Origin of the sequence: Paraburkholderia sp. EG286B (assembly GCF_040965655.1) — a bacterium.
Taxonomy (GTDB): Bacteria; Pseudomonadota; Gammaproteobacteria; order Burkholderiales; family Burkholderiaceae; genus Paraburkholderia.
Genome location: NZ_JBFRCF010000006.1, coordinates 159,587 through 185,669 on the forward strand (window position 1 = coordinate 159,587; position 26,083 = coordinate 185,669).

19 protein-coding genes, 1 tRNA gene and 4 pseudogenes are annotated in these 26,083 nt (G+C 64.9%); 16 read left to right on the forward strand and 8 right to left on the reverse strand.

Going from position 1 to position 26,083, the window contains the following annotated elements; genetic code table 11:
• Nucleotides 1–84 precede the first annotated feature (84 nt).
• From AB4Y42_RS14905 to AB4Y42_RS14915, 3 genes are all read left to right on the forward strand, one after another.
• Nucleotides 85–450 (forward strand): DUF4212 domain-containing protein, encoded by a 366-nt coding sequence (locus AB4Y42_RS14905; RefSeq protein WP_342921918.1) that lies wholly within the window; start codon nucleotides 85–87, stop codon nucleotides 448–450.
• The gene (locus tag AB4Y42_RS14910; protein WP_368686555.1) at nucleotides 447–2,465 is read left to right on the forward strand and encodes a VC_2705 family sodium/solute symporter; all 2,019 of its coding nucleotides are present in this window, start codon (nucleotides 447–449) and stop codon (nucleotides 2,463–2,465) included. The genes AB4Y42_RS14905 and AB4Y42_RS14910 overlap by 4 nt, the downstream gene beginning before the upstream one ends.
• A 389-nt stretch (nucleotides 2,466–2,854) precedes the next feature.
• A complete protein-coding gene (locus tag AB4Y42_RS14915; protein ID WP_368686554.1) occupies nucleotides 2,855–3,217 on the forward strand; it encodes a hypothetical protein in 363 nt (120 codons plus the stop codon).
• A gap of 114 nt (nucleotides 3,218–3,331) precedes the next feature.
• On the opposite strand, the gene AB4Y42_RS14920 is transcribed toward AB4Y42_RS14915, so the two are convergent.
• Nucleotides 3,332–3,422, reverse strand: a tRNA-Ser gene (locus AB4Y42_RS14920).
• Nucleotides 3,423–3,604: 182 nt separating this feature from the next.
• Here AB4Y42_RS14920 and AB4Y42_RS14925 point away from each other — a divergent pair.
• The 3 genes and pseudogenes from AB4Y42_RS14925 to AB4Y42_RS14935 form a co-directional block, all read left to right on the forward strand.
• A pseudogene (locus AB4Y42_RS14925) lies at nucleotides 3,605–3,753 on the forward strand (porin); the annotation flags it as partial.
• Between the two features lie 359 nt (nucleotides 3,754–4,112).
• Nucleotides 4,113–5,589, forward strand: a pseudogene (gene ltrA / locus AB4Y42_RS14930) (group II intron reverse transcriptase/maturase).
• Nucleotides 5,590–5,748: 159 nt separating this feature from the next.
• On the forward strand, nucleotides 5,749–6,420 hold the full coding sequence (locus AB4Y42_RS14935) for a nitroreductase (RefSeq protein ID WP_368686553.1): 672 nt from the start codon (nucleotides 5,749–5,751) through the stop codon (nucleotides 6,418–6,420).
• Between the two features lie 36 nt (nucleotides 6,421–6,456).
• On the opposite strand, the gene AB4Y42_RS14940 is transcribed toward AB4Y42_RS14935, so the two are convergent.
• Nucleotides 6,457–6,873 carry an HIT family protein gene (locus AB4Y42_RS14940; protein WP_069262497.1) on the reverse strand — a complete coding sequence of 139 codons (417 nt, stop codon included), beginning with the start codon at nucleotides 6,871–6,873 and terminating at the stop codon, nucleotides 6,457–6,459.
• 234 nt (nucleotides 6,874–7,107) lie between these two features.
• Between AB4Y42_RS14940 and cfa the strand changes: the two genes are divergently transcribed.
• A complete protein-coding gene (gene cfa, locus AB4Y42_RS14945; protein ID WP_368694604.1) occupies nucleotides 7,108–8,271 on the forward strand; it encodes a cyclopropane fatty acyl phospholipid synthase in 1,164 nt (387 codons plus the stop codon).
• A 67-nt stretch (nucleotides 8,272–8,338) separates the two neighbouring features.
• Here cfa and crcB read toward each other — a convergent pair whose 3' ends face one another.
• The 5 genes from crcB to AB4Y42_RS14970 form a co-directional block, all read right to left on the reverse strand.
• A complete protein-coding gene (gene crcB / locus AB4Y42_RS14950; protein ID WP_368694605.1) occupies nucleotides 8,339–8,719 on the reverse strand; it encodes a fluoride efflux transporter CrcB in 381 nt (126 codons plus the stop codon).
• Nucleotides 8,720–8,900: 181 nt separating this feature from the next.
• Nucleotides 8,901–9,647, reverse strand: coding sequence for an SDR family oxidoreductase (locus tag AB4Y42_RS14955; protein WP_368694606.1), 747 nt, complete (start codon nucleotides 9,645–9,647; stop codon nucleotides 8,901–8,903).
• A 123-nt stretch (nucleotides 9,648–9,770) separates the two neighbouring features.
• Entirely contained in the window at nucleotides 9,771–11,249 is a 1,479-nt protein-coding gene (gene styD, locus AB4Y42_RS14960; RefSeq protein ID WP_368694607.1) for a phenylacetaldehyde dehydrogenase StyD, read from the reverse strand.
• Between the two features lie 49 nt (nucleotides 11,250–11,298).
• Entirely contained in the window at nucleotides 11,299–12,279 is a 981-nt protein-coding gene (locus AB4Y42_RS14965; RefSeq protein ID WP_368694608.1) for a hypothetical protein, read from the reverse strand.
• Between the two features lie 7 nt (nucleotides 12,280–12,286).
• On the reverse strand, nucleotides 12,287–14,269 hold the full coding sequence (locus AB4Y42_RS14970) for a primary-amine oxidase (RefSeq protein ID WP_368694609.1): 1,983 nt from the start codon (nucleotides 14,267–14,269) through the stop codon (nucleotides 12,287–12,289).
• A gap of 207 nt (nucleotides 14,270–14,476) precedes the next feature.
• Here AB4Y42_RS14970 and AB4Y42_RS14975 point away from each other — a divergent pair, with 207 nt between their 5' ends.
• The 9 genes and pseudogenes from AB4Y42_RS14975 to AB4Y42_RS15015 all read left to right on the forward strand — a co-directional run.
• Nucleotides 14,477–15,493 (forward strand): AraC family transcriptional regulator, encoded by a 1,017-nt coding sequence (locus AB4Y42_RS14975; protein WP_368694610.1) that lies wholly within the window; start codon nucleotides 14,477–14,479, stop codon nucleotides 15,491–15,493.
• A 314-nt stretch (nucleotides 15,494–15,807) separates the two neighbouring features.
• Entirely contained in the window at nucleotides 15,808–17,262 is a 1,455-nt protein-coding gene (locus AB4Y42_RS14980) for an APC family permease (protein ID WP_368694611.1), read from the forward strand.
• A 140-nt stretch (nucleotides 17,263–17,402) separates the two neighbouring features.
• On the forward strand, nucleotides 17,403–18,614 hold the full coding sequence (locus AB4Y42_RS14985; RefSeq protein WP_368694612.1) for a porin: 1,212 nt from the start codon (nucleotides 17,403–17,405) through the stop codon (nucleotides 18,612–18,614).
• Nucleotides 18,615–18,731: 117 nt separating this feature from the next.
• The gene (locus tag AB4Y42_RS14990) at nucleotides 18,732–19,475 is read left to right on the forward strand and encodes a (Fe-S)-binding protein (RefSeq protein ID WP_368694613.1); all 744 of its coding nucleotides are present in this window, start codon (nucleotides 18,732–18,734) and stop codon (nucleotides 19,473–19,475) included.
• Entirely contained in the window at nucleotides 19,472–20,866 is a 1,395-nt protein-coding gene (locus AB4Y42_RS14995) for a lactate utilization protein B (protein WP_368686543.1), read from the forward strand. The genes AB4Y42_RS14990 and AB4Y42_RS14995 overlap by 4 nt, the downstream gene beginning before the upstream one ends.
• Entirely contained in the window at nucleotides 20,853–21,440 is a 588-nt protein-coding gene (locus AB4Y42_RS15000; RefSeq protein WP_368686542.1) for a lactate utilization protein C, read from the forward strand. The genes AB4Y42_RS14995 and AB4Y42_RS15000 overlap by 14 nt, the downstream gene beginning before the upstream one ends.
• Nucleotides 21,441–21,452: 12 nt before the next feature.
• Nucleotides 21,453–23,684, forward strand: coding sequence for a cation:proton antiporter (locus AB4Y42_RS15005; RefSeq protein ID WP_368694614.1), 2,232 nt, complete (start codon nucleotides 21,453–21,455; stop codon nucleotides 23,682–23,684).
• A pseudogene (locus AB4Y42_RS15010) lies at nucleotides 23,681–23,929 on the forward strand (hypothetical protein); the annotation flags it as partial. The gene AB4Y42_RS15005 and the pseudogene AB4Y42_RS15010, both read left to right, overlap by 4 nt.
• A gap of 47 nt (nucleotides 23,930–23,976) precedes the next feature.
• Nucleotides 23,977–24,210, forward strand: a pseudogene (locus tag AB4Y42_RS15015) (hypothetical protein); the annotation flags it as partial.
• Between the two features lie 295 nt (nucleotides 24,211–24,505).
• Here AB4Y42_RS15015 and AB4Y42_RS15020 read toward each other — a convergent pair.
• Nucleotides 24,506–25,864, reverse strand: coding sequence for an NYN domain-containing protein (locus tag AB4Y42_RS15020; protein WP_368694615.1), 1,359 nt, complete (start codon nucleotides 25,862–25,864; stop codon nucleotides 24,506–24,508).
• Nucleotides 25,865–26,083: the final 219 nt, after the last annotated feature.

Sequence of the window (26,083 nt, forward strand, 5' to 3'; positions counted from 1 at the left end):
GGCGCCTTGGCTGGCGCCGCGCGCCGCATCGATCCCCGCATTGCCCCGGATTGCCGGCCATACGCGTTTTTGCTACACAGGCGCATGGCCGCGCCACACACTACTCCGCAGAACAATCTCAATCCCTTGCCCGAGCCGCCCCCGGTGAGCGAGGCGATGGCGCGCGCGCATCGGCGCTACTGGCGCTTCAATCTCGCGCTGATCGCCGTGCTGATGACGATCGGCTTCCTCGTCTCGTTCGTTGCGCCGCTCTTTGCGCGACAGCTCGCCGGCCTGCGCTTCGCGGGCTTCAGCCTGCCGTTCTACCTCGGCGCACAGGGTGCGATCCTGCTCTATGTGCTGCTCGTCGCGATCTATATCGTGCTGATGCAGCGCGCCGACCGCGTGCTGCAAGCCGCGCTCGAAGCCGACATCGCCATTCGCGAAGCCAGCAAGGCACAGCAACGATGAGGCTTGCGCACCGGCTCATACGCTCCTACGCGTTGTACACGCTTGGCTTTCTCGCCTTCGTCTATGTGATGTGGCGGATCGAGCTTTCCACCGGCCCCGGCATGTGGATCGGCTATGTGTTCCTGTTCGTGCCGATCGCGGTGTACGCGGTGATCGGGCTGCTTTCGCGCACCTCGGACCTCGTCGAATACTATGTGGCGGGGCGGCGCGTGCCCTCGTTCTTCAACGGCATGGCGACGGCCGCCGACTGGCTTTCCGCCGCGTCGTTCATCGGCCTCGCGGGTTCGCTCTACGCGAGCGGCTACGACGGCCTCGCTTACCTGATGGGCTGGACGGGCGGCTACTGCCTCGTCGCCTTCCTGCTCGCGCCGTATGTGCGCAAGCTCGCCCGCTACACGATTCCCGACTTCCTCGGCACGCGCTTCTCGAGCAACCTCGTGCGTGCGCTCGCCGTGCTCGCGACAATCCTCTGCTCGTTCGTCTATCTCGTCGCGCAGATCCAGGGCGTGGGGCTGATCGCCACGCGCTTCATCGGCGTGGATTTTGCCATCGGCATTTTCTGCGGGCTGGCGGGCATTCTCGTGTGTTCGTTTCTCGGCGGCATGCGCGCCGTGACGTGGACGCAGGTCGCGCAATACATCATTCTCATCGCGGCCATCCTGATTCCGGTTTCGCTGATCGCGCACCGCGACGGCCTCGGCTGGCTGCCGCAAGTCGATTACGGCAGCGTGATGCAGCGCGTGGAAGCGCTCGAGCGCGACGTGCGCGGCGCGAGTGCCGAAGCCACCGTGCGCGACGCCTACCGCCAGCGCGCGGCGCAATGGCAGACGCGCCTCGACACGCTGCCGCAGTCGTACGTCGCGGAGAAGACGCACCTCGTCGAATCGCTCGCGAACCTGCGCCGCCACAACGGCCCGCTGCGCGATATCGATTCGCTCGAGCGTGAATTGAACGCCTTCCCGCGTGACGTGGACGCCGCACGCATGGTGTGGACGCGCCAGCGCGACGACCTGCTCGAGCGCGCCTCACCGCCCGTGCCGATGAATGAACCGTTTCCCGCCGCCGACGATGCCGAGCGGCGCCTTCATCAACGCAACTTCCTTTCGCTGCTCCTGTGCCTTTCGCTTGGCACCGCGAGCCTGCCGCACATCCTCACGCGCTACAACACGACGACCTCGGTGGCCTCGGCGCGGCGCTCGGTGGGCTGGACGCTCTTCTTCGTCGCGCTGTTCTATCTGACCGTACCGGTGCTCGCGGTGCTGATCAAGTTCGAGATCCTCACGCATCTGATGGGGCAGCGCTTCGACGATCTGCCGCAGTGGGTCATGCAGTGGCGGCGCGTCGAGCCGTACCTCATCAGCATTGCGGATGTGAACGGCGACGGCGTGGTGCGCTGGAGTGACATCCAGATGCAGCCCGACATGGTCGTGCTCGCGGCACCGGAAATCGCAGGACTGCCGTACGTGATGTCGGGGCTCATTGCCTCAGGTGCGCTCGCGGCCGCGCTGTCGACTGCGGACGGTCTGCTGCTCACGATCTCGAACGTGCTTTCGCACGACGTGTACTACCACATGGTCGATCCGAGCGCGTCGAGCCAACGGCGCGTGACGATGTCGAAGATCCTGCTGCTCGGCGTGGCGCTGTTCGCCTCGTATGTGGCGTCGCTCAACGCAGGGAACATTCTTTTTCTGGTGGGGGCGGCGTTTTCGCTGGCGGCGTCGAGTCTCTTTCCCGTGCTCGTGCTTGGGGTGTTCTGGAAACGCACGACGCGCCTGGGCGCCGTGGCCGGCATGATTGCGGGCCTGAGCGTGTGCGTCTATTACATCGTCTCGACGTACCCGTTCTTTACGCAGCTCACGGGCTTCGCGGGCCCGCGATGGTTCGGCATCGAGCCCATCAGCTCGGGCGTGTTCGGTGTGCCCGCTGGCTTTCTCGTGGCGATCGGCGTGAGTCTGCTCGATCGCAAGCCGGACGCGTATACGCTCGCGCTGGTGGACTATATCCGCCACCCGTAAGGGTGGGGACCTGATTGCCGGTGTGCGGTCGAGCACTTAAAAAACGGGCGGGCGAGGCGATACTGAAGTCCTCTCGTTCCCGCGCCGGTCCTCGAAGCAGTACGCGGGAATTCGGCGTCGGGCTGCGGCCCGACGTCCTTTTCTCTTGCCTGATCTGGTCGATTCGGACTTCCTTCCAACGTTGAGTGTTCAACGACCGGCGGCGCCGCTGTTCTCATTGCGCCCATCAAGTCATCCGCTTTTTGTCCGATAACCAGCGGGAGCGTGCGACGCACGCGTGTCCGGCGCATCCAGTAGATCGCCTTGGCGGCTACGGTACAATTTCGCGCGCCGCCGGCTGGGACTCGCGGTGAATTGAGCCAGAAATAGGCGTTTTCTCGGGGAAGTCATTGAAGCGCATTGCACTCAGCCTGATCATTGTCGGCGCCTTTGCGGCGCCCGCCGCTTTTGCCAAATGCTGGGGCAACGACGCCTTCCAGAACTGCGTCGACGAATCGGGCAATTCGTACACGGTGCAGCGCTTCGGCAACACGTCTACGGTCAACGGGTATCAGCAAAAGCTGCCGGGAGAGGCCTGGGAGCAGACCGGCGCATCCATTGGCGACACGACGTTCATCACGGGGCAGGCCGCCGATGGGTCGACGTGGACCGAGACGATCACGAACTACGGCAACGGCACAAGAACGATCTCGGGGATGGATGGGAAAGGGCTCGTGTACAACAAGTATTGCACGGTGAGTGGGTGTAATTGAGGGCGTTTGGACGTGCCTCGCGCACGTTGTTCCCTCTCGGGCGGGCTATTTGACGGGCTTGAAAAACAAAAACCCCGTAAGCCATTGAGCTTACGGGGTTTCGGCGTTTCGTTCTGGCGGAGAGAGGGGGATTCGAACCCCCGATAGGCTATTAACCTATACACGCTTTCCAGGCGTGCGACTTAAACCGCTCATCCATCTCTCCGGCGGGAGGCGAATTATAGCAGACTCCGTGCGCCGGAGGAAAGCGCCCGCGCGGCGCCTGGCACGATCTGCGCTCGGCAAAGTCTCCGGCGCCGCTCAAGCAACGCAGAAATCGTTCGTTCCCCGCTTGCCGGGCATTCCGTAACGTTGCCGCGCCGGCCTTTCAGCCGCCTCGCAAGGACCGCGCTCGCCGGTTACCAGAAGGCGAGCGGCCATACGCTCGACGCGAAGGGTTCGAGTTCGTTGCGCAGTCATCGATCGGCGACTTTGGCGTGAGTTCGGGCGCCGACAATCAGGCGCTCGTCGTAGTGGGGATCCGTCACAAGTTCTGAGTGCGCCGGGAGACCGGCAAGGAGTAGGCGGTGCAAGTCTGCCACGATGAAGGAGTAGCGAACCACATCGGCCCCGAGCCGTGCGCAGGCTGCCGCGAGGTGGTCGGCGAAGCGTCGGTAGGGGAGCGTGTGGGCCAGCCATTGAGCCGCGATAGTTGTGTTATTCCGGGTGCCGACGCGGTTCAGAACGCGGAAGGCAACATGGAGGGGCGCGCTAGCGCGAGCGCCCCGACGACCCGGCGTGGTCAGAGACCCTGGCACGCACGGACGCTCTTTGCGCGGGAACCGGGAGATCTCTCGTCTGGCCAGTTGCATCACGGACTGGTCCGTGTCGGGAAGGCGAGGAGCCGTAGCCGATGATGAACGGACGGGAGAAGTCAGACTCCGCCATAGTAGCGTCGAAGCCTGCGAACAAGGCCGGGAAGCCGGCTGCGGAGCAGGTGGAGCGAAGGGCGGGGACCAAGGGGAACACGGGTCAGCAACACACGCGCCGGGCGCAGAACCGGGCAAGCGTGCCACAGGGGCTGGAACGTGTACGGCAAGCTGCGAGGCAGCGGAAGAAGGAGCGGTTCACCGCGCTGCTGCACCACGTCACGATCGGTTGCCTTCGGGAGTCGTTCTTTGCGCTCAAGCGCAATGCGGCCCCCGGGGTGGACGGCATGACGTGGCGGTACTACGAGGCAGGACTGGAGGACTATCTCCAGCGTCTGCACGCACAAGTGCACAGCGGAGCGTATCGGGCACTGCCTGTTCGGCGGCAGTACATACCTAAGCCGGATGGCAAGCAGCGCCCGTTGGGGATTGCAGCACTGGAGGACAAGATCGTCCAGCGCGCGGTGGTTGATGTGCTGAACGCGATCTACGAGGGGGATTTCCTCGGATTCTCGTACGGGTTCCGGCCCGGGCGCAGTCAGCACGATGCGCTGGACGCGTTGGCGACAGCGATCACCAGCACCCCGGTGAACTGGATTTTAGACGCCGATCTCAAGAGCTTCTTTGACTCGGTTAGCCAGGAATGGCTAGTTCGTTTCATTGAACACCGGATCGGCGACCAACGGATCATCCGACTTGTGCGCAAGTGGCTCAAGGCGGGCGTGCTGGAAGACGGAGTGCTGAGCGTGGGTGAGACAGGTACCCCGCAGGGATCAGTGGCCTCACCGCTGTTCGCGAACGTGTATCTGCACTACGTCTTTGACCTCTGGGCTAACCGATGGCGACGGCGAGAAGCCAAAGGCAACGTCATTATCTTGCGATACGCAGATGATGTTGTTGTCGGCTTCGAGCACGAAGCTGACGCGCGGCGCTTCTGGGACGCGATGCGCTCGCGGTTGGAGAAGTTCGCGCTTGGCGCTTCACCCGGACAAGACGAGGCTGCTGGAGTTTGGTCGCTATGCGGCGGCCAATCGCCGAAGCCGCGGCCTTGGCCGGCCGGAGACCTTCACCTTTCTGGGCTTCATCTTTATCTGCGGCAAATCGCGACGGGGTACCTTCCAGCTTCAGCGGAAGACCCGGGGCGACCGCATGCGGGCGAAGCTCAGGGGGATCAAGGAGGAACTACGGCGGCGCATGCACGAACCGATTCCTGCACAAGGGAAATGGCTCGGGCAGGTGGTGCGCGGTTACTTCGCGTACCACGCGGTACCAACGAATTCGCGAGCACTTGGCGCGTTCCGCTACCATGTCGTGGATCTCTGGCGGCGTGCGCTTCGGCGCCGCAGCCAGAAAGATCACATGACGTGGACGCGGGTCGAGCGGATCGCGGATGCCTGGCTTCCCCAACCTCGAATCCTTCACCCGTGGCCGGATCGCCGGTTCGCCGTCAAACACCCAAGGTAGGAGCCCGGTGCCCGAATTGGGCACGCCGGGATCTGTGCGGGGGGTGTCCAGTAATGAGCATTCCTACCGCGATCGCCAGCGCGGACCTATGCGGCGAGCGTCGGCAGCCGCACGGGGGATCGCCGATAATGCTTCGGCGATCCCCCGAGGAGAATCTGCTTGAAAGTCAGCGAAGCCGTCACCAGCCGCAAGTCCGTACGCCAGTTTTTGCCCGGTCCGGTGGATCCCGCCATCATTCGCCGCGTGCTCGATACCGCTGCGCGCGCGCCCTCGGGCGGCAATCTGCAGCCGTGGCATGTCCATGTCGTGGGCGGCGAATCGCTCGCGAAGCTCAAGTCGATCATGGCCGATCGCATTGCGCAGGCGCCGGCGGGCGAGCCGATGGAGTACGACGTGTATCCACGCGAGCTGGGTTCGCCGTATCGCGAACGTCGTTATCAGGTGGGCGAGGATCTTTACCGCAGCATCGACGTCGCTCGCGAGGACCGGCCCGGCCGGCTACGGCAATTCGCGCGCAACTACGCGTTTTTCGATGCGCCGCTCGCGCTCTTTTGCAGCGTGGATCGTCAGATGGGGCCGCCGCAATGGGCCGACCTCGGCATGTTCCTGCAGACGGTGATGCTGCTCCTGCGCGAAGCCGGCCTGCATAGCTGCGCGCAGGAATGCTGGGCGCGCTACGCGCAGAGCGTTGGCGAGTTTCTCGCCTTGCCGCGCGAACGCATGGTGTTCTGCGGCATGGCGATCGGTCACGAAGACGCGGACGCGCCCATCAACCAGTGGCGCTCGGCGCGCGTCCCGCTCGACGAATTCGTGCAATTCGACGGCATTTAAATCTTATGAATAACTAACGATAGCAATACATATTGCTTACAGTGCGGCGCGAATGCGCGCGGCCAGCGCTTCGAGCTGCGCCATGTCGGCCATTTCGCGCGCATGCGGACGCAGCTCTTCACCCGCGCGGCGCGGAATCAGGTGAAAGTGCACGTGCGGTACGGTCTGCCCGGCGGCGGCGCCGTTGAACTGCGCGATCAACAGGCCTTCGGGTGCAAGCACCTTGCGCATCGCGACCGCCATCTTCTGCACCGTCGCCATCGCGGCGGCGCCGGCTTCCAGCGAAAGCTCATAGATGAACTCGGCGCCTTCCTTCGGCAGCACGAGCAGATGGCCTTCGGATTGCGGCATGACGTCCATGATCGCGAGCGTCGCGTCGTCCTCGTACACCTTGATGCAGGGTGCTTCGCCGCGCAGGATGCGCGCGAAGATGTTCTTGTCGTCGTAGGCCATGGTCAGTCTCTCCAGTTCGGGCGCGCCGTTTGCTCGCGCAGGGGCGATGGGTTTCGTCGAGTTTGCGATTATGGCCCGCCCCGTATGGCCTGTGCGTGTTCCTGCACAATTTTTGAAGTAGGTGCATCATAGAGTTTCTCGCAGCGCGCGCGACGACGAATGTCTTGATAGCAACCTCTTGAATGGCATCGGAGCAAGGTACCAAGGACCCGACTCCTGCCGCATGGAGCACGTATGGCAACGACTGATCTCGAAGCAGCTCAACCCGTTCGTGAGGCCACCGTTTCCGGGGCCTGGCGGTTCATAGCCCAGCTATTGGCGCGCGCTGACGTGAAGTTCAACGGCACCCGGCCGTGGGACATGCGCATTCACGATCCGCAGTTGCCCGAGCGCGTATTGGCGCTAGGCAACCTGGGCCTCGGCGAGGCCTACATGGACGGCCAGTGGGACTGCGAGCAGCTCGACGAATTCTTCGCGCATGTGTTGCGCGCGCATCTAGATGACCAGATCGATCCCTCCCGTCTCGTCTTCTACGCGCTCAAGGCGCGCCTCATGAACCGCCAGACCGTGCGCCGGGCATGGAAGGTGGGCCAGCAGCACTACGATATCGGCAACGAGTTCTACGAGGCGATGCTCGACAAGAACATGGCCTATACCTGCGGCTACTGGTCGGGCGGCGCGAAGACGCTCGACGAGGCGCAGGACGCCAAGCTCGATCTCATCTGCCGCAAGCTGGGTTTGAAGCCCGGCATGCGCCTGCTCGACATCGGCTGCGGGTGGGGCAGCCTCATGAAGTTCGCGGCCGAACACTATGGCGTGTCGTGCGTGGGCGTGACGATCTCGAAGGAGCAGGCCGCGCTCGGCGCCGAGCGCTGCAAGGATCTGCCCGTCGAATTCCGCCTGCAGGACTACCGGTTGCTCGACGAGAAGTTCGACCGCATTGCGAGCGTGGGCATGTTCGAGCACGTAGGCCCGAAGAACTATCGCACCTATATGGAAGTCGCGCAGCGGTGTCTTGTCGACGACGGTCTGTTCGTACTGCACACCATTGGCAAGAACCGCCGCGACACCACGCCCGATCCGTGGATCGACAAATACATCTTCCCGAACGGCGAGCTGCCGACCATCGGCCAGATCGCCGACGCTTCTGGCGGCCTGTTCGTGGCCGAAGACCTGCATAACTTCGGCGCCGACTATGACCGCACGCTGATGGCGTGGCACGCGAATTTCGAGGCCGCGTGGCCGCGTTTCAAGGCGCAGATGGGCGAGCGGTTCTACCGCATGTGGCGTTACTACCTGCTTTCGTGCGCCGGGGCGTTCCGTGCGCGCGACATCCAGCTGTGGCAGTGGGTGTTTTCGAAGAACGGTTTGCTGGGCGGCTATCGGCGTCCTGCCTGATCTTCCCGTCGCCTCGCCGATGCGGCCGCGTTGCGCCAATGGCGAACGCGGCCGTTTTCGTTGCCGATCAGCGAATCAGTGCCGAGACCGTTGCGATGCCAAGGATCGTCATGACGACCGAGGCGCACACGTGAATCGCGATCTCGCCCGCGGCCCAGCCGAAACGTCCGTGCTGCAGATGCGAAACGACTTCAGCGGAGAAGGTCGAAAACGTGGAGAGGCCGCCCATGAGCCCGGTAATGACGAAGAGGCGCCATTCGGCGGAGAGCTGGGGCATGCGCCCGAAATACGCGACTGCGACGCCGATCACATAGCCCGCGATGATGTTCGACGCAAGCGTGCCGAGCGGCAGTTCAGGGTAGAGGGCATTCAGGCGTAGCCCGAGAACCCAGCGCAGCAGCGAACCGAGCGCGCCGCCAAGGCCGACGGCGAAGATGGACAAATACATGGTCTGGAGTGGTTGAGGGCGCAATATGAGCCGGTGCGCCATGCGCTGACGGCCCTGTCTGTCTACCGTTTTCGAGCACGGAGTGTAGCACCGGCCGGGACCGGCGGTTTCACGCCACGGCGGCTTGCCCTCAGACCATATCTTGCCCAGCTTCTTTCTTGAACCCGCGCCGGGCGGCGCGTCAGACGATCCCGCCGTTCGCGCGCAGCACCTGGCCGTTGACCCAGCCGCCGTCCGGGCCCGCGAGGAACGACACGACACTCGCAATGTCGTTGGGTTGCCCGAGGCGCTGCAGCGGCGGCATGTTCGCGAAATGCTGGACCTGCTCTTCGGTTTTGCCGCTGAGGAACAACTCTGTCGCCACCGGCCCCGGCGCAACCGCGTTCACGCAGATCGAGCGGCCGCGCAGTTCGCGTGCGAACACGCGCGTGATCGTCTCCACGGCCGCCTTACTCGCCGTATACAGTGCGTAACCGGGCAGATTCATCGCGAGCACGGAGGTCGAGAAGTTGATTACGCGGCCGCCGTCCGCGAGCTTCGTCGCCGCTTCGCGCTGCGTGTTGAGCGTGCCGCGCACGTTGATGTCGAAGGTTTCGTCGTAGATCGCGTCGGTCGAGTCGGCAACCGTGACCGTCTTCATGATGCCCGCGTTGTTCACGAGCAGCGTGGGCTGGCCCAGCGCTTCGGCGGTGGTTGCGAAGAGGCGGCGCACCTCGTCGGCCTTCGCGATGTTCGCTTGCACGGCGACGGCGCGGCCGCCGCCCGCCGCGATCTTCGCGACGAGCGCCTCGGCTTCCGCGCTGCGCGAAGCGTAGTTGATGACGACGGCGTAACCGTCGCGCGCGAGACGTTCGGCAATGGCGGCGCCGATGCCGCGCGAGGCGCCCGTGATGATGGCGACGCCGCGCGAATTCGTGGATGCATTCATGATCGGAGTCCTTCTCGTGAGTGGTGAGAACGGGCTCGATCATGGACGAAACCGCAGCGGCGATCATTGGGCGCCGCCGGGTTTCATCATTCCATTTCGATTAACAATGCTGCAGGGCGGCGCTCAGTAGGCGATGCAGACGGATTTCGTCTCCGTGTACGCGTCGATGATCGCGCGGCCGTGCTCGCGGCCGATGCCCGAGGCCTTGAACCCGCCGAAGGGCAGCGCCGGATCGACCATGTTGTGCGTGTTCACCCATACCGTGCCGGCCTGCACGCCATCCACCACGCGCAGCGCGCGGTCGAGCTGGTTGGTCCAGACGCTCGCGCCCAGACCGTACTCCGAAGCATTCGCCGCCGCGACGGCTTCTTCGACGTCGTCATACGGCATGGCGACGAGCACCGGCCCGAACACTTCTTCGCGCACGACGGTAAGCGGCTTGTTGGCCGCGTTCGCAATCACTGTGGGCTCGATAAAGAAGCCGGGGCGATTGCCGTCCCCGCCGCCTGCCACGATCTCGCCGCCTTCGGCGCGTCCCTGCGCGATCATGCCGGCGACCTTGGCGCGATGGCGTGCCGAAACGAGCGGGCCCATCTGCGTGGCCGTGTCGAAACCCGAGCCGAGCACGGTTGCGCGCGCAACCTGTGCAATGCCGTCGACGATCTCATCAAAACGCGCGCGCGGCAGATACAGGCGCGAGCCTGCCGTACAGACCTGGCCGTGATTGAAGAAGATTGCGCCGGCCGCGCCTTCGATCGCGCGCTGCGGATCGCAGTCGTCGAGCACGATCACGGGACTCTTGCCGCCTAGTTCGAGCGAGACGCGCTTGAGGTCGCTTGCGCATTGCTTGCCGATGATGCGGCCCACTTCGGTCGAGCCCGTGAAGGTGACCTTGTCGACCTGTGCATGGCGCACGAGTGCGGCGCCCGCCGTTTCGCCCTGGCCCGTGACGACATTGAACACGCCCGGCGGAAAGCCGGCTTCGTGCGCGAGTTCGGCGAGGCGGATGGCGGTGAGTGGCGTTTCCTCGGCGGGCTTGAGCACCACGGTGCAGCCGCAGGCGAGCGCGGGCGCGATTTTCCAGACCGCCATCAGCAGCGGAAAATTCCACGGCACGATCGCGGCGACTACGCCCGCGGGCACGCGCCGCGTGGAGGCGTTGTAGCGCACGCCGGGCGGGAACGCGAGCGAGAGATCCACGGTGCTGCCCTCGATCTTGGTCGCCCAGCCGGCCATATAGTGCAGCCATTGCACGCTGCCGCCCACTTCGAGCATCTTCGAGAAGCCGAGCAGCTTGCCCTGGTTGAGCGTTTCGAGCGCGGCGAGTTCGTCGCCGTGCTGCTCGACGAGGTCGGCCAGCTTGAGTAGCAGGCGCTCGCGCGCGGCGGGCGGCATGCGCCGCCACGTGTCGGCTTCGAATGCGCGGCGCGCGGCGGTGACGGCGGCGTCGATGTCGGCGTCGCTGGCGTCGGGCACCTGCGCGATCTCCGCGCCCGTGGCGGGGTTGAATACGGCAAACGTGCGGCCGTTGCCGCTTTTGCTAAAACGTCCGTCGACGAACATCTGCGTGCGGATCGTGTGCGTGAAGTCCTGGCGGTCCATTCCGTCTCCTGATTTCGGTAGTAATGCGTACGTTTATTCGGTGAGTGTCTCAGCGTAATTCGATTGCGTTGCCCGCAGCGAGTGCGGCTGAAGCAGGGTAGGGCGCGCGCGTACGGAATCGGCGTGGCGTCGCGAATGCGTATGCGCATGCAAGATTGAGCGTGCCGCCAATGAGGAACAGCGCGTAAAAGCCTTGTCCAAAGCCCCATGACGTGGTGGCGAACGCCGCGCCTGCCAGCATGCCCGCGTGATGGGCGAGGCCGGGACAGCCGGCGCCCGACGCGCGCGACGCTCGCCCACCGCGCATGAGCGTGGGGAGCGTCAGGTAGTCGAGCACGGCGAATGCGGGGGCAGCGAGCGCGGCCCACGGCGCGAGGCAATCGAACGTGAGCGCGGCGAGCAGCGCGCCGCGCAACACGAAGAGCGCGAGCAGCGCGCGCCGGTAATCGACGCAATCGGCGAGCCAGCCTGCGAGACTCACCATTGCGACTGACGTCACGACCTGCGTCACGGACATCGCGGCGCCGCCGCAGAGCGCGAAAAACTGGAAGCGCGCGAGCACGCCGCTCGACAGGCCCGCAAGCAGCGCGGGTGCGATCAGCAGCATGCCGTTGCGCCATGCCGGCGCGATGGTATGCGTATGCACCGATCTTGCCGCGCTATCACGCGTGCGCCGCAAGTGCATGCACCCAGCGGCGAGCAGGACGATGCCGCCCAGGATGAGCGGCGTCGGCGCGAACGTTGCTCCTGCGTGAGCACCGGCGCCCATTGCCGCCATCGTGAGTACGAGTGCGCTCGCGATCGGCACGGTGGCACGCGTGGCGAAGCCGCGCGCGAGCGTGCCCGGGATCAGCGCCATCGCAAGCAAGGCAAGCGCGCTCGCGGCGAATGCGGTGAACGGCGCGCCGGCCTGCATTGCCGCGATCATGACGCCTCCCACAAGCGCGCTCGCGCCACCGGTGATCGACGCCCAGACACACAGCAGGCGCGCGGCGTGCATCACAGCCAGGCGGCGCTTACGCGGCATCATCGCGTGCTCACTGCTTGCTGTGGCAGCACGATTTTGCTTCGGGCGCGTCTGCGCCGTCCTGCACGCTGTGCGGATCGCGGCCGCCCGGCAGGTCCATCGCGGGATTGCCATAGAAGAAGTTGTTGGGCTTGAGCATGAAGCCCGCATACTCCACCGGCATCACGGGGAAATCCTCGGGTTTGCACACGTGCGTGTGGCCGAAGCTGTGCCACAGCACGATGTCCTCGTTCTCCACGTTGCGGTTCGCCTCGATATAGCGCGGCAGGCCGTCGCCGCCCGCGTGCTGGTTCGGGTAGTCGCCGCTCGCGTAGCGCTGCGTCGCGTCGTACGGCGTGACCCACACGTGGCGCGTGGCGAAGCCGCCGCGCTGGCGCACCTTCGAGTTGGGATCGGCGAGCATGAGCGGCGAGTCGTTGATGATGAGCTTGTAGCCCGGGTTCGCGCCCACGCGGTTCTTCACGTTCGGGTTCACCACTTTCCAGAAGCGCCCCGTCTGACCATTGGCGTTGCGCGCCGCTTCCTGCTCCGTCTTGAGCACGCGCCTGGTCGTATCGAACACGTTGCCGTACGGATTCTCCGCACCCATTGCACGCGGCACGAATTCGTGCTCGGTGACGGCGTTCTTCTCGCCGTCCACCATCATGTGCAGGCGCGCGTTGAAGAAGTGCTGATGCGTCGGGCCGCCGAGGTTTTCGGTGACCATTCCGCCCCACGGGTACGTGTCGCCATCGGCGACCGCCGAGGTCTGGATGATGCCCGTGAGCTTGCATTCGAGCTGGATCGTGCCGTCCTGATAGAAGTACCAGTAGAAGCCGTAGTCGTAGTTGCCCACGGTCGCGAAGAACGAGATCACGAGGCGGCGCGAGCGGCGCATCTCGAACACGCCGGTACGGAACTCGTAGTGCTTCCAGAGCGTGCCGTAATCTTCTTCGTGCAGACACACGGCGTTCTTCATGGTGAAGCCGTTGCCGAAGTCGTCGGCGGAGGGGATGTCGAAATAACGGATCGTGCCGAGGCAGTCGCAGCCCAGTTCGAGCTGGTTCGCGAGCTTGCCGAGTCCGTATTCGCCGGCGTCGAAGGCGCTTTTCCAGTAGTGGTTCGTGGTGGGGTCCGAGTAGGGCACGCACATCTCGGTCACGCTCGCGCGGTAGACGATCGGGCGCGGCGCGCTCTTGCCGTCGTCCCACGTGATCTGATGCAGCACGAGCCCTTCGCGCGGCGTGAAGCCCACACGGAATTTCCAGTTCTGCCAACTAACCTGCCAGCCGTCTATCGTGAAGCTCGGGCCTTCGGGCTGGCTGATCGAAAGCGGCTTGACGGTGGTGCGCGGCTCGCCGAGGCTCGGCGTGTCGTAGTTGTGTTTCGCGCGCGGAATGGGGATGATGCGGCCGTCGTCGATCAGCTCGATCACCTTGTGGGCGAGCAGGTCTACCACGGCGACGACACCTTCGATGGGGTGCGCGTAACCGTTGTCGGTCAGGGACTCGCGGTAGTAGCTCACACAGCGCACGAGGCGGCGGCCATTCTCCTTCGGGCGGTCGAACGCGCCGGCGGAGAACGGATCGACCTGCACGCGCTCGAGTTCGTCTTCGGTGAGGCCGCGCTTTTTCACGGCCTCGCGCCATGCCGTGTCTTCCTTGACGATGCGCTCTGCATTCATGAAGTCTTCGATCATCACGGGCGGCTGGCCATAGGGCGCGCTTTGCAAGGCGAGCGCCTTGCGCGATTCCACTTTCTTCTCGCGCAGGTCCACGACGAGTTCGAGCGTCTGGCTGCGGGTGCGATCGATCGCGATGACGAAGGCGCGGCGCGAGTAGTAATCGCCGTGCTTGTATGCGAGCACTTCCGCCTTGCGCGGCTCGCGCAATTCGGTGACAGGAAAACGCCCATATTCATCGAGCTGCTCGGTGGCTTTCACGATGTCACAGGCAAGCTGCATTTCGGCGAGGCTCAACGGGTCGAGCGGATGCGCGTTCGGATTCGTGTTCATAAGCATTTCGTAAGGAAGACGTTGGGCGCAACAGGGCATGGGACGGTATGAAGAATCCGCATTCGTCTCGTGCGATGTCGATGGGTGAATCGTAGAAACGCCGTATTTTTTTCGCGCTTGCAAAACGCGCCAAAGGGGCGATAGAGTGCGCCAGAGTAGATCGATGGTTAAAACTGTCGACGCATACAGGCCCTAATGGAGCGAGACATGAAAAGAGTGCCTGTCAATAGCGGGTTTCCGATGATTCGCGGTGCCGTGATGGGTCCCATCGTGCGTGCCCTCGACGCCGCTGGTGCGGACTGCGATGCATTGCTGGCCGACTTCGGACTGAGTCGCCGGCAGCTTTCCAATCCCTATGAAATCGTGGCGCTGGGGCGCTATGTGGGCGCGTTCGAACGCGCGGCGCAAGTGCTCGACGAGCCCTTTCTCGGCCTGCGTTTAGGCGCCGAATTGCAGCTCACGGAACTGGGGCCGGCTGGCCTCGTGTTCATGTCGTCGCCCACGCTCGGCGCCGCAATCCGTAAGTTCACCGATACGCTCGGCTCGTGGCAAAGCGCGACGGCCGTCGATCTCGTGAGCGACAACGCCTGGCCGATGTGGAGCTATCGCATCGCGCATACGCAGATCTGGCCGCGCCGGCAGGACGCCGAGTACAGCGTATCCGCCATGTGCCACATGATTCGCCAGGTGCGGGGCGCGGCGTGGACGCCGTGCGAGATTCATTTCGAGCACGCAGCGCCCGAGGACCTCAAGCCCTATTTGCGCCTCTTTCGCGTGCCCGTGCGGTTCCAGCAGCCGGCCAACGGCGTGGTCCTGCACCCGCACGATCTCGACACGCCGCTCAAGAGCGCCGACGTGCAGATGGCGCGCATGATGGAGCGCCATGCCACCGACCTCATTTCGCGCGACACGATCCCGCATACGCTCGTCGACCAGGTGCGCGATCTCGTGACGCGCCGGCTCGCGCGCGAGAAGCTCGTGGTCGGCGATATCGCGAAGGACCTCGGGCTTTCGGACCGCTCCTTGCAGCGGCATCTGGCCGACGCCGGCACCTCCGTGCGCCAGATCATTCGTGAAGAGCGCGAGCGCAGCGTTGCGGTGCTGCGCGAGCAGGAGGGCATGACCAACGCGGCCGTCGCCCGCGCGGTGGGTTATGCCGACGCCACGGTGCTATGGCGTGCGACACGCAACTGGGGCCGTGCAGGCGCGAAACGAACCCGCTAGCGCGCAAATCGTGAAAGCTGACTGATGGCTTTCAGTAAGTTTGTGGGCTGAATAAAGTACGAATTCCCAGCTCGCGGCATTAATCAGGATGTCGAAGGTAATATCGACCGCTTCAGCGCGGTTAAGTGAAAACCCGCTCCAGCCCTGGCGCACTTTATCGAGTAATTGGCGCGTTGCGCCAGGTCGGCGAGTTTATTAGCTGCCTACCATGCGCTCAATCCGAATCGGGAAATTCGATTCGTCGAGCGCCGGAGGCACGCGGTTCTTCATCGTGTCGTATGGCGAACCCAGAACAGACACCAGCAGAGGCAACGATGAACGAACCGTATTCTTCTCCCGCTCACCTCGTTGGAGACAACGCGGCAGTGGACTCACAGCGCAGCCTGCTCGGGCTTTGGCAGATCGTCTTTCTCGTCATTTCCGCAGCGGCGCCGCTCACCGGCATGCTGGGCGCGGTGCCCCCGGCCATCAGCCTTGGCAATGGCGCGGGCATTCCCGGCGCATTCGTGATCGCGGGCGTGGTGCTGCTCGTGTTCAGCGTGGGATTCGCTTCGATGAGCCGCCACATCGTGCGCGCCGGCGCGTTCTACGCGTACATCACGGCGGGTTTCGGTCGCCCCGTCGGCATGGCCGGCGCGCTCGTCGCACTGCTCTCGTACACGAGCATCCAGATTGCGCTGTACGGCCTGTTCGGCTTCTTCTGCACGGTGGTGCTCGGGCCATTGCTGCATAGTTCGTTGCCGTGGTACGCGTATTCATTCGCGTGCCTCGTCGTCGTGCAGTTCACCGGCATTCGCGGCATCGACCTGAACAGCCGCCTGCTCGGCGTGCTGATGTGTCTCGAACTCGGCATCCTGCTGCTGCTGAGCCTCGCGATCGTGATTCATCATGGCGGACCGGACGGCCTCACGCTCGCGCCGTTTTCGCCGCGTCACGTCTTCAGCGGCCACCCCGGCATCGCGGTGATGTTCGCGCTCGCGTCGTTCATCGGCTTCGAGGCCACGGCGATCTACGGCAAGGAGTGCCGCGATCCGAAGGTCACGGTGCCGCGCGCCACTTATGTTTCCGTTACGCTGATTCTCGTGTTCTTTGCGTTCGTCACGTGGGCCATCGTTTGCGCCTACGGCATCAGCAACGTCGCGGACGTCGCGACGAAACAGCCAGGCGACTTCTGGTTCATCCAGTCGACGAAGTACCTGGGCGGCGCGATGACCACGACGATGAGCTTCCTGCTGCTTTCCAGCATCTTCGCGAGCCTGCTGTCGTTCCACAACACGATCGTGCGCTACATCCATGCGCTCTCGGGCGAGGGGATTCTTCCCGCGGTGCTCGATCGCCTGCATCCGAAGTATGGATCGCCGTATCTCGCGAGCTATCTGCAGACGCTTTCGGTTGCTGTGCCGGTCGGCTTCTTCGTTCTCGCGGGCAGCGATCCGTTCAATATCGTGTTCAGCTGGGGCTCGGCGCTCGGCACCATCGGCATCGTCATGCTGCAGGCGGTCACGAGTTTTTCGGTGGCGGCGTTTTTCCGCGCCACGAAGAAGGACACGCGCCTGTGGCACGCTTTCCTCGCGCCGGTGCTGGGCGGTTGCGGTCTGCTCTCCATCGGCATCGTGCTGATCGGCAATCTCGACGCGCTCGCCGGCTCCGATAGTCCCGTCGTGCGCGCGTTCCCGTGGGTCGTGCTCGCGGTGGCGCTGATCGGCGTGATGATCGCCTTCGTGCTCAAGCGTTCGCGGCCGGACATCTACGCGCGCTTCGGCCAATAACTAGACGCCCGGGACGCGCCTCGCGCCAAGCCCTCGATTCCCGCAGTTCCTGACTAGCGCGGCGCGCCCTCTGGCGCCGCGCTCCGGGTGCGCACGTGCATGCAGCGCAGCGGCCCACCTCTCTTAGACAAGACAACGACATGGCAAATCTCGTCAAGCGCTCGGCGCTGGCGCTGGCTTCGTGCGCCCTCGCGACTGGCGCACTCGCGCAATCTTCAGTCACGCTTTACGGCACGGTGGACGCGGGCCTCATCTATTCGACCAACCAGCAGACCACGCACGCCGACGGCAGCACGAGCGGCCACGCCAACTGGCAACTGGGCGGCGGCAACCTCGTGCCGTCGCGCTGGGGCCTCACGGGCAGCGAGGACATCGGCGGCGGCACGAGCGTGAACTTCACGCTCGAAAACAGCTTCTTTTCGCAGAACGGCGCGCTATTGCAGGGTGGCACGCTCTTCAACCGCAACGCCTGGGTGGGCGTGGCGAACAGCCACTACGGCACGCTCACGCTGGGCCGCCAGTACGATCCGTTTTCCGACGATCTGGGCGCCTATGTGTCGAGCAACAACTGGGCGACGCTCTATGGCTCGCACTTCGGCGACGTGGACAATCTCAACGAAGCGTTCAACTTCAATAACTCGATCAAATACGTGAGCCCGAGTTTCGGCGGCTTCACGCTGGGCGGCCTGTTCAGTTTTGGCGGCGTGGCGGGCAGCTTCTCGCAGAACCGCGGCTGGTCGGTGGCGGCGAACTATGCCAACGGGCCGCTTTCGCTATCCGCCGGCTACCTCGAGTTGCGCAATCCGCTGCAGGCAGCGCTGGGCGGCGAGACCGGCTATATCGGCGACTTCAGCTGCAGCAATCCGAATGCATCGTACTGCGAACTACAAAATGCGCAGCGCGTGAGTATTTTCGGCGCAGGCGGCTCGTACGCGTTCGACAAGGTCAGCGTGGCGCTCAGCTATACCCATACGCTTCTCTCGCAGAGTCTGTATTTCGCTGACGCGGCGCGGCCGCGGGGCGCGGACATCTCGTTCGATATTGCCGAGCTGAACACGTCGTGGCAATACTCGCCCGCGCTGCAGTTCGGCTTCGCCTATATCTTCAACGACGCGCATCCGGACGGCGGCTCGTCCGCACGGCTTCACCAGATCAACCTTGGCGCGGTCTACAGCCTCTCCAAGCGCACGGCGGTTTATGCGGTGGCGATCGGCCAGAAGTCGTCGGGGGCGGGTCTCGGGATCGATGCCGCGAGCGGCGCGACGCAGAACCTGGCGCAGATTCCGAATCTCGTGAATTCGAACACCGACAAGCAGCTTGCCGTGATCGCGGGCATTCGCCACAACTTTTGAGCGAAAAGCCATCGCGCATGATGCGCCGCGGCAACCCGCGGCGCGCACACGCTTGGCGCGACGCCCGCGCCGTTCGGCAGTAGAATGTTCGGGTCCGCTTTTCGTGTGAGCCCGCGCATGAAAGTTGCCTTGTTCGTCCCTTGCTTCATCGACGCGTTCTACCCCGAGGTGGCAATCGCCACACTGGAACTGCTGGAGCGTTTAGGCTGCGAGGTCGACTATCCGCTCGAACAAACCTGCTGCGGCCAGCCCATGGCCAACAGCGGCGCGCAGGCCGAGGCAGCCGGCGCGGAGCGCGTGTTTGCGCGCGCCTTCGCAGGCTACGACTATATCGTCGGGCCTTCGGCGAGCTGCGTGAATCACGTGCGCGACCACCTCACCGCGATCGAGCAGACCGAGACCGTGCGCAAGGTGCGCGAGAGCACCTACGAACTCGTCGAGTTCCTGCATGACGTGCTGGGCGTGCGCGAATTCCCCTGGGCCGAATTTCCCTGGCGCGTGGGTTTGCACAATAGCTGCAGCGCACTACGCCACTTGAAGGAAGCGTCGGTTTCGGAAATCGCGGGTCCGACCTTCTCGAAGCCGCTCGCGCTGCTCGAACATGTGAAGGGCATCGAGTTCGTGAAGCCGGCGCGCCCCGACGAATGCTGCGGCTTCGGCGGCACGTTTGCCGTGACCGAAGAGGCGGTGTCGGTGCGCATGGGTCAGGACAAGGTGATCGATCACGTGAGCGCGGGCGCGCAATACATCGTGTCGGCCGACATGTCCTGCCTCATGCACCAGCAGGGCTGCGCCGAGCGCATGAACGCGGACATCCGCTTCATCCATATTGCCCAGGTGCTGAACGGAGCGCGCGAATGAAGCGAGTCGAACACGCGAAGCTCGCCGGCACGTTTCTCTCGCGGCCCGAGCATGTCGCCTTCCACGACAAGCGTCTGTGGGACTTGCGCTCGAAGCGCGACGCCCAGGCGCATGCCATCCCAGAATGGGAAATGCTGCGCACGCTCGCCTCGCAAATCAAGGCGCATACGCTCTCGCATCTTGCCGACTACCTCGACCATTTCACGCGCACGGCGCAAGCCAATGGCGTGCAGGTCCATTTCGCGGATACGGCCGAGGAACACAACGAAATCGTTTATCGCATCCTGAGCGAGCGGGGCATGACCGCGCTCGTGAAGAGCAAGTCGATGCTCACCGACGAGTGCGAGATGCGTCCGTACCTGGAATCGCGCGGCATTTCGGTGATGGAGACCGACCTTGGCGAGCGCATCCAGCAGCTCGACAAGCAGCCGCCCAGCCATATCGTCGTACCCGCCGTGCACAAGCTGCGCGACGACGTGGCCGAAGTGTTCGGCCGCACCATCGGTACGGACCCGCACAACAACGACATTCACTATCTCGCGGAAAGCCAGCGTATGAATACGCGGCCGTGGTTCGTGCGCGAGAAGACGGCGGGCATGACCGGCTGCAATTTCGCAGTGGCCGAAACGGGCACGGTGGTGGTGTGCACCAACGAGGGCAACGCGGACCTTTCCGCCAACGTGCCGCCGCTGCACATCGTCTCGATGGGCATCGAGAAGCTGATTCCGCGTCTTTCCGATCTCGGCGTATTCGTGCGCATGCTCTCGCGCAGCGCGCTCGGTTCGCCGATCACGCAATACACCTCGCATTTCCGTGCGCCGCGGCCCGGCGCCGAAATGCATTTCGTGCTCGTCGACAACGGCCGGTCCGAGCGGCTCGCCATGCCCGAGTTCTGGTATTCGCTCAAGTGCATTCGCTGCGGCGCATGCATGAATACCTGTCCCGTGTACCGGCGCAGCGGCGGGCTCTCGTACGGCAGCACCTATGCGGGGCCGATTGGGGCGATCATCAATCCGACCTTCGACCTCAAACGCTTCAGCGCGTTGCCGTTCGCTTCGACGCTCAACGGCAGCTGCACGAACGTGTGCCCGGTGAAGATCAATATTCACGAGCAGATCTACCAGTGGCGGCAGGTCATCGCGGCACAGCACGAAGTCCCGTTCGTGAAGCAGGAAGTACTGAAGATGGCTGGCCGGTTGCTCGGCAGTCCGACGCTTTATCGCGGCACGGTGAAGTCGCTCGAGGGCGCGTTGCGGCGCTTGCCGAATTTCATGCTCTACAACCCGCTCAATATCTGGGGCAAGCAGCGCGATCTGCCGCACGTGCCGCACACGACATTTCATGCCTGGTACCGGAAAAACCGCAAGGGAGGTGGCGATGGCGGATCGTGAGGCGTTTCTCGCGCGCGTGCGCGCCGCGCAACCCGCGCACGAACCGTTGCCCGAGGTGCCGCTGTTCGAAGCGCCCGCCGGCGATCTGCGCGAGCGCTTCGGCGTCGCTCTCAAACTGATGGGCGGCGGCGAGACGCAGGTGCAAAGCGCGGCCGAGGTGCGCGCCATGATCTTGCGCCGCTTTGGCAGCGAGGCGCGCATCGCATCGGCCACGCCGGAGGTGCCGGGCACGCGCGAGATCAGCGCCGCCACGAAACCGGCCTCGCTCGAAGACGTCGACGTGGGCGTGGTGCGCGCGCGCTTCGGCGTGGCGGAAACGGGATCGCTCTGGCTGAGCGAGCGCGAGTACGTGGTGAACGCGCTCGGCTATATCGTGCAGCATCTCGTGGTGCTGCTCGATCCCGCACAACTGGTGGCGGGGCTGCAGGACGCGTACCGGCGCGACGATTTTCGCAGCGCGCGCTACGCGGCGCTCGTCACAGGGCCGTCCGCGACGGCCGATATCGAAGGTGTGTTGATCCAGGGGGCACAAGGGGTGAGGTCGTTGACCGTGGTGTGGCTGCCGGCGCCGTGACGGTTGCACGCCATGGTCATCCACGTCCTTCTCCTGAGCGGCTTCCTTCTGGCGAGCATCGCGCTCGTGCAGGCGGTGAGCCTGCGCTGGTCGATTTCCGAATCGGTCCTGCTCGCCGCGTGGGGTTTCGCGCTGGGCGGCATCTATCTCGTGAGCGGCGAGGCCTGGCCCACGCTCGCCGCGAACTTCGTGATGCCCGCGCTTGCGCCTCGACTGCCGCCCGAGGCTTACCTGTGGATCTTCCTGCCACCGCTGCTATTCCAGGCCGCGCTCAGCGTGAACGTGCGCGAGATGCTCGGCGACGCGGCGCCCATTCTGCTGCTTGCCGTGGTGGCCGTGTTCGTGGCGACCGGCATGGTGGGCGGCGCGGTCCGGCTCACGGGCCTCGGTCCGCTCGCCGACGGCCTCCTGCTCGGCGCCATGATCGCGACGACCGACCCTTCCGCCGTGCTCGCCGTGTTCCGCGAAGTGGGCGCCCCCGAGCGGCTCGTGCGCCTCGTGGAAGGCGAGAGCCTGCTCAACGACGCGGCCGCCATCGCCATTGCCAGTGTGCTGATCGCCGCGATCACGGGAGACGCCGCCCATGTCTCGGCAACGTCCGCGCTGCGCGCGCTCGGCATCGCGCTCGGCGGCGGGCTGCTGGTCGGGGCGCTGGCCGGGCGCGCGTTCGCGTGGCTCCTGCCGGCCCTGGGCGGCGAGGGCAAAGCCGAGATCTCGCTCAGTTTCGCGCTGCCGTATCCGCTCTATCTCCTCGCCGACCAGATGTTGCACGTCTCGGGCGTGGTGGCCGTGGTCGCGGCCGGGCTCGTCATCAGCGGGCTGGGAAGCACGCGCCTGTCGCCTGTCAACTGGAAGCATCTGCAACTGATCTGGGAACAGATTGCGGCCATGGCGGGCGCGGCGATCTTTCTGCTCGCGGCCATGCAGATTCCGGCCACGCTGCGCAACGCGCAGTGGCTCGATCTCGTCGCGCTCGCCGTCGTGGTGGTGGCGGCGTTCGCGGCGCGCGTCGTCGTGGTGTTCGGCATGCTGCCGCTACTGAGCCGACTGCGGCTCACCGAGCCCGTGAGCGCCGCCTACAAGCTCGTGATCGCCTGGGGCGGGCTGCGCGGTGCGGTGACGCTCGTGCTCGCGCTCGGCCTCGCGCAGGACACGGCGCTGCCCGATTCCACGCGCCGCTTCGTCGCGATCCTCGCGACGGGTTTCGTGCTCGTGAGCCTGATCGTGAACGGCACGTCGCTCAAGCTGCTGATCCGGCGGCTGCGCCTCGATCTGCTGTCGCCGCAGGAGCAGGCGCTGCAGCAAAAGGCGGTGCAGCTGTCGTCGATCGGCGTATCCGAGCGCGTGCATATGGCGGCACGCACCTTTCACATTCCTGATGCGATCGCCGACCAGGCCTGCCATACGTTCCGGCGCAGCGTCGACATGAGCGCGACGGCATTCGATTTCGAAGCGGCGCTCTCGGACCGCGAGCGTCTCGTCATCGGCCTCGTGACGCTCGCGGCGAAGGAGCGCGACCTCATTCCGCAGTATGGCAGCGGCATCATTACGATCCGCAATCTCGACGCCATGATGCGTAACACCGACGCCATGATCGAAGAGGCGCGCGTGGGCGGGCGCCTCGGTTATCAGCGCGCGGCCGCAAAAATACTGGCCGATACGATCGAGATGCGCGTCGCGCGCCTGCTGTATCGCTGGCTGCGCGTGCGGCAGCCGTATGGCGACGCGCTCGCCGACCGCTTCGAACTCCTGATGTGTCGCCGGGTGGTGTTGCATCAGTTGATCGTCTTCAACGACCGCAGCCTGACCCCGCTGCTGGGCGAGCGTCTCGCGGCGCTGCTCAAGACGATACTCAAGGCGCGCATCGCGACCGCCGAGCATGGGCTCGCGGACGTGCGCCGCTGCTTCGGCCAGGCTTCGGACGTGCTCGAGCGGCGCATGCTGCTGCTCTACGCGCTGCGTGAAGGGCGCGAACGCGTACAGGCCATGTACGAGGACCGCTCGATTTCGAAGGAGATCTACGATTCGATCCGGCGCGAGCTGGACGCCGCGTGGAAGCTCGCGGTGCCGCGCGCGCATCCGGATCTCGTGCCGGGCGAGGCACACGCGAAGGAGATTCATACGCGCATCGACGCATTGAGCGTCGGCGGCGCCCAAGCCCACGCAGAGCCTGCAAAGACGCACACCGACACCGCCGCGCAGGTGGTCAACGCCGCAGCCGAGGAGCACAGGCCGTCGCCATGACCGAAATCCAGTCGGCGTTGCTCGTGTTCGCGCTGCTGCTCGGCGGCACGGGCCTCGGCGTGTTGTTGCGGCCGCTATTGCCCGAGGAGCATCGCAAGCATGAAACGGTGCAGCTCGTGCAACTCGTGATCGGCATGCTGGTGACCTTTGCGGCGCTCTTGCTGAGCCTGCTCACCGCGTCCGCGAAATCGAGCTTCGATACGGCGACCAACGACATGCGCGCCTACGCCGCCGATCTGATCGAGCTCGATAGACTCGCGCGACGTGACGCGTACAGGAAAGGAGGTTCGCAATGTTGCGCAAGACGCTCAATGCTTCGCGGCTGCAGGAGGAAGTGCACCGGCGCATCCACAAGCTCCAGGAGGTGGTCGACGACGGCGTGAAGATCGGCGTGCCGCGCCCGCAGCCGCAGGAGCCCGACCGCAGCGGCTGCAACTGGACGATGCAGCACTTTCATAACGCGGCTGGCTTCGAAGCGAGCGTGGCGCGCGTGCTGGAGCAGGTGCAGGCCGAATACAACCTCGCGCAGGCAAAGGATGAAGCCGTGGAGGACGATGCCGGCGAGGCGGCCGACCCGCGCGAGCCGTTCGGCGGAGCGAAGCGCGCCGCCGCACAGAATCCGTTTGGCGGATCGAAACCCGCGCAGGCCGCGAACCCGTTTGGAGAGGCGGGGCCGTCGGGCAAGCCCGATCCTTTCGGCGATACCACGCCCGAGAGCGGGGAAGCGCCGCCTGCGAAGGGCAAGCGCCCCACGAATCCGTTCGGCGATTGATCGATGCGCCGCGCGCCGCCCAGTTCGAGCGGCGCGCGTGGCGCGATTTTCAGCTTTCTTCCGCAGCGGCCTTGCTGCGCGCGCGACGCGCACGCGACGGCGCTTTCCTGGCAGCGGGCTCGACCGGCGCTGCTGCGGCGGCCGCCGGTTCCTCGCCGGTGCTGGCCGGCGATTCGGCCGCTTTCTTCGCTGTCTTCTTGCGCGCAGGGCTCTTGCGGGCCGCCGTCTTGCGCGCTCGCGCGGGGGCGGGCGCGGCGGGCTCGACATCGGCAGCCGGCTCGGCTGCCGCATGCGCCTCGTAGGCCTCTTGCGGCGCGTGGGTGCTCTCGTTCGCGTCGAACGGCTCGGCGGAGAAGGGCGGCACGGCTTCGTGCCGATGCGCTGCCTGCGCGAGCGCCTCGACCGGCTCGAACGGAATTTCGCCTTGCGTCTCGACCGGTTGCTCGACGGCGGCTTCGTGCACGTCCGCGGCGCCGCTTCCGCGCCCGTTGCGACGGCCCTTGCGCCGACCGCGCGGCTCCTCGGCACGCGCCGCCGGGCTTTCCGGCGCTGAGACGCTCGCGGCGGCAGCCGGGAGCGGGGGCGGGTTCAGCCGCGACACCCAGGTCCCCGACTTGTCGTCGCGGCCCACTTCGAGCAGGCCGCGCGACTGCGCCTCTTCGAGCAGGTTGCCGAATGCGCGAAAGCCGTAGCGCGTTTCGTTGAAGTCAGGCCGGCGGCGCTTGATGGCGCTCTTGAGCACCGAAGCCCAGATCTTGCCGCTTTCGCCACGCTCGAGCACGAGCGCGTCGAGCGTTTCGATCGCGAAGGCCACGGCCTTCGACTTGCGCTCGTCGCCGTCCTGCTTCGGCTGCCGTTCGTCGCCGCCCTGGCGTTTCGCGCCGCCGTCCTTGTTCTTGCCCTTGCCGTGCGCGTGCTGGTCGCGCACGAGCTCGCGCACCAGGTCGTCATAGAAGATGAACTCGTCGCAATTGGCGACGAGCAGGTCGGAGGTGGAGTGCTTCACACCCACGCCGATCACCTTCTTGGCGTTTTCGCGCAGCTTCGAGACGAGCGGCGAAAAGTCGGAGTCGCCGCTCACGATCACGAACGTGTCGACGTGCGATTTCGTATAGCAGAGATCGAGCGCGTCCACGACGAGGCGGATATCGGCCGAATTCTTGCCCGACTGGCGCACGTGGGGAATTTCGATCAGCTCGAAGCTCGCCTCGTGCATCGCGGCCTTGAAGCCCTTGTAGCGCTCCCAGTCGCAATAGGCCTTCTTCACGACGATGCTGCCCTTGAGCAAGAGCCGCTCCAGCACGGGCTGGATATCGAAGCGGTCGATCTTCGCGTCGCGCACGCCGAGCGCGACGTTCTCGAAGTCGCAGAACACCGCCATGCTGACGTTTTCCTGGGGGGAAGCCATGTGATTGATTCGTTCCATCTACGGTGTGAATTCACATGATAGCCGGTTGCACCGCGGCGGGCCGGGAATCGCGATGGCCGTGAGTCGCCTGGCGCGCATGTTGGTTGTGTGCGCAAGCATGGTTCCTTTGAACGTTTTTCGAGCGTGCGCTCGTAAAACGCAGTCTTTTTATATTTATCTAACAACTCCTTAACAGGCGTGTAACACAGCTTACATAGA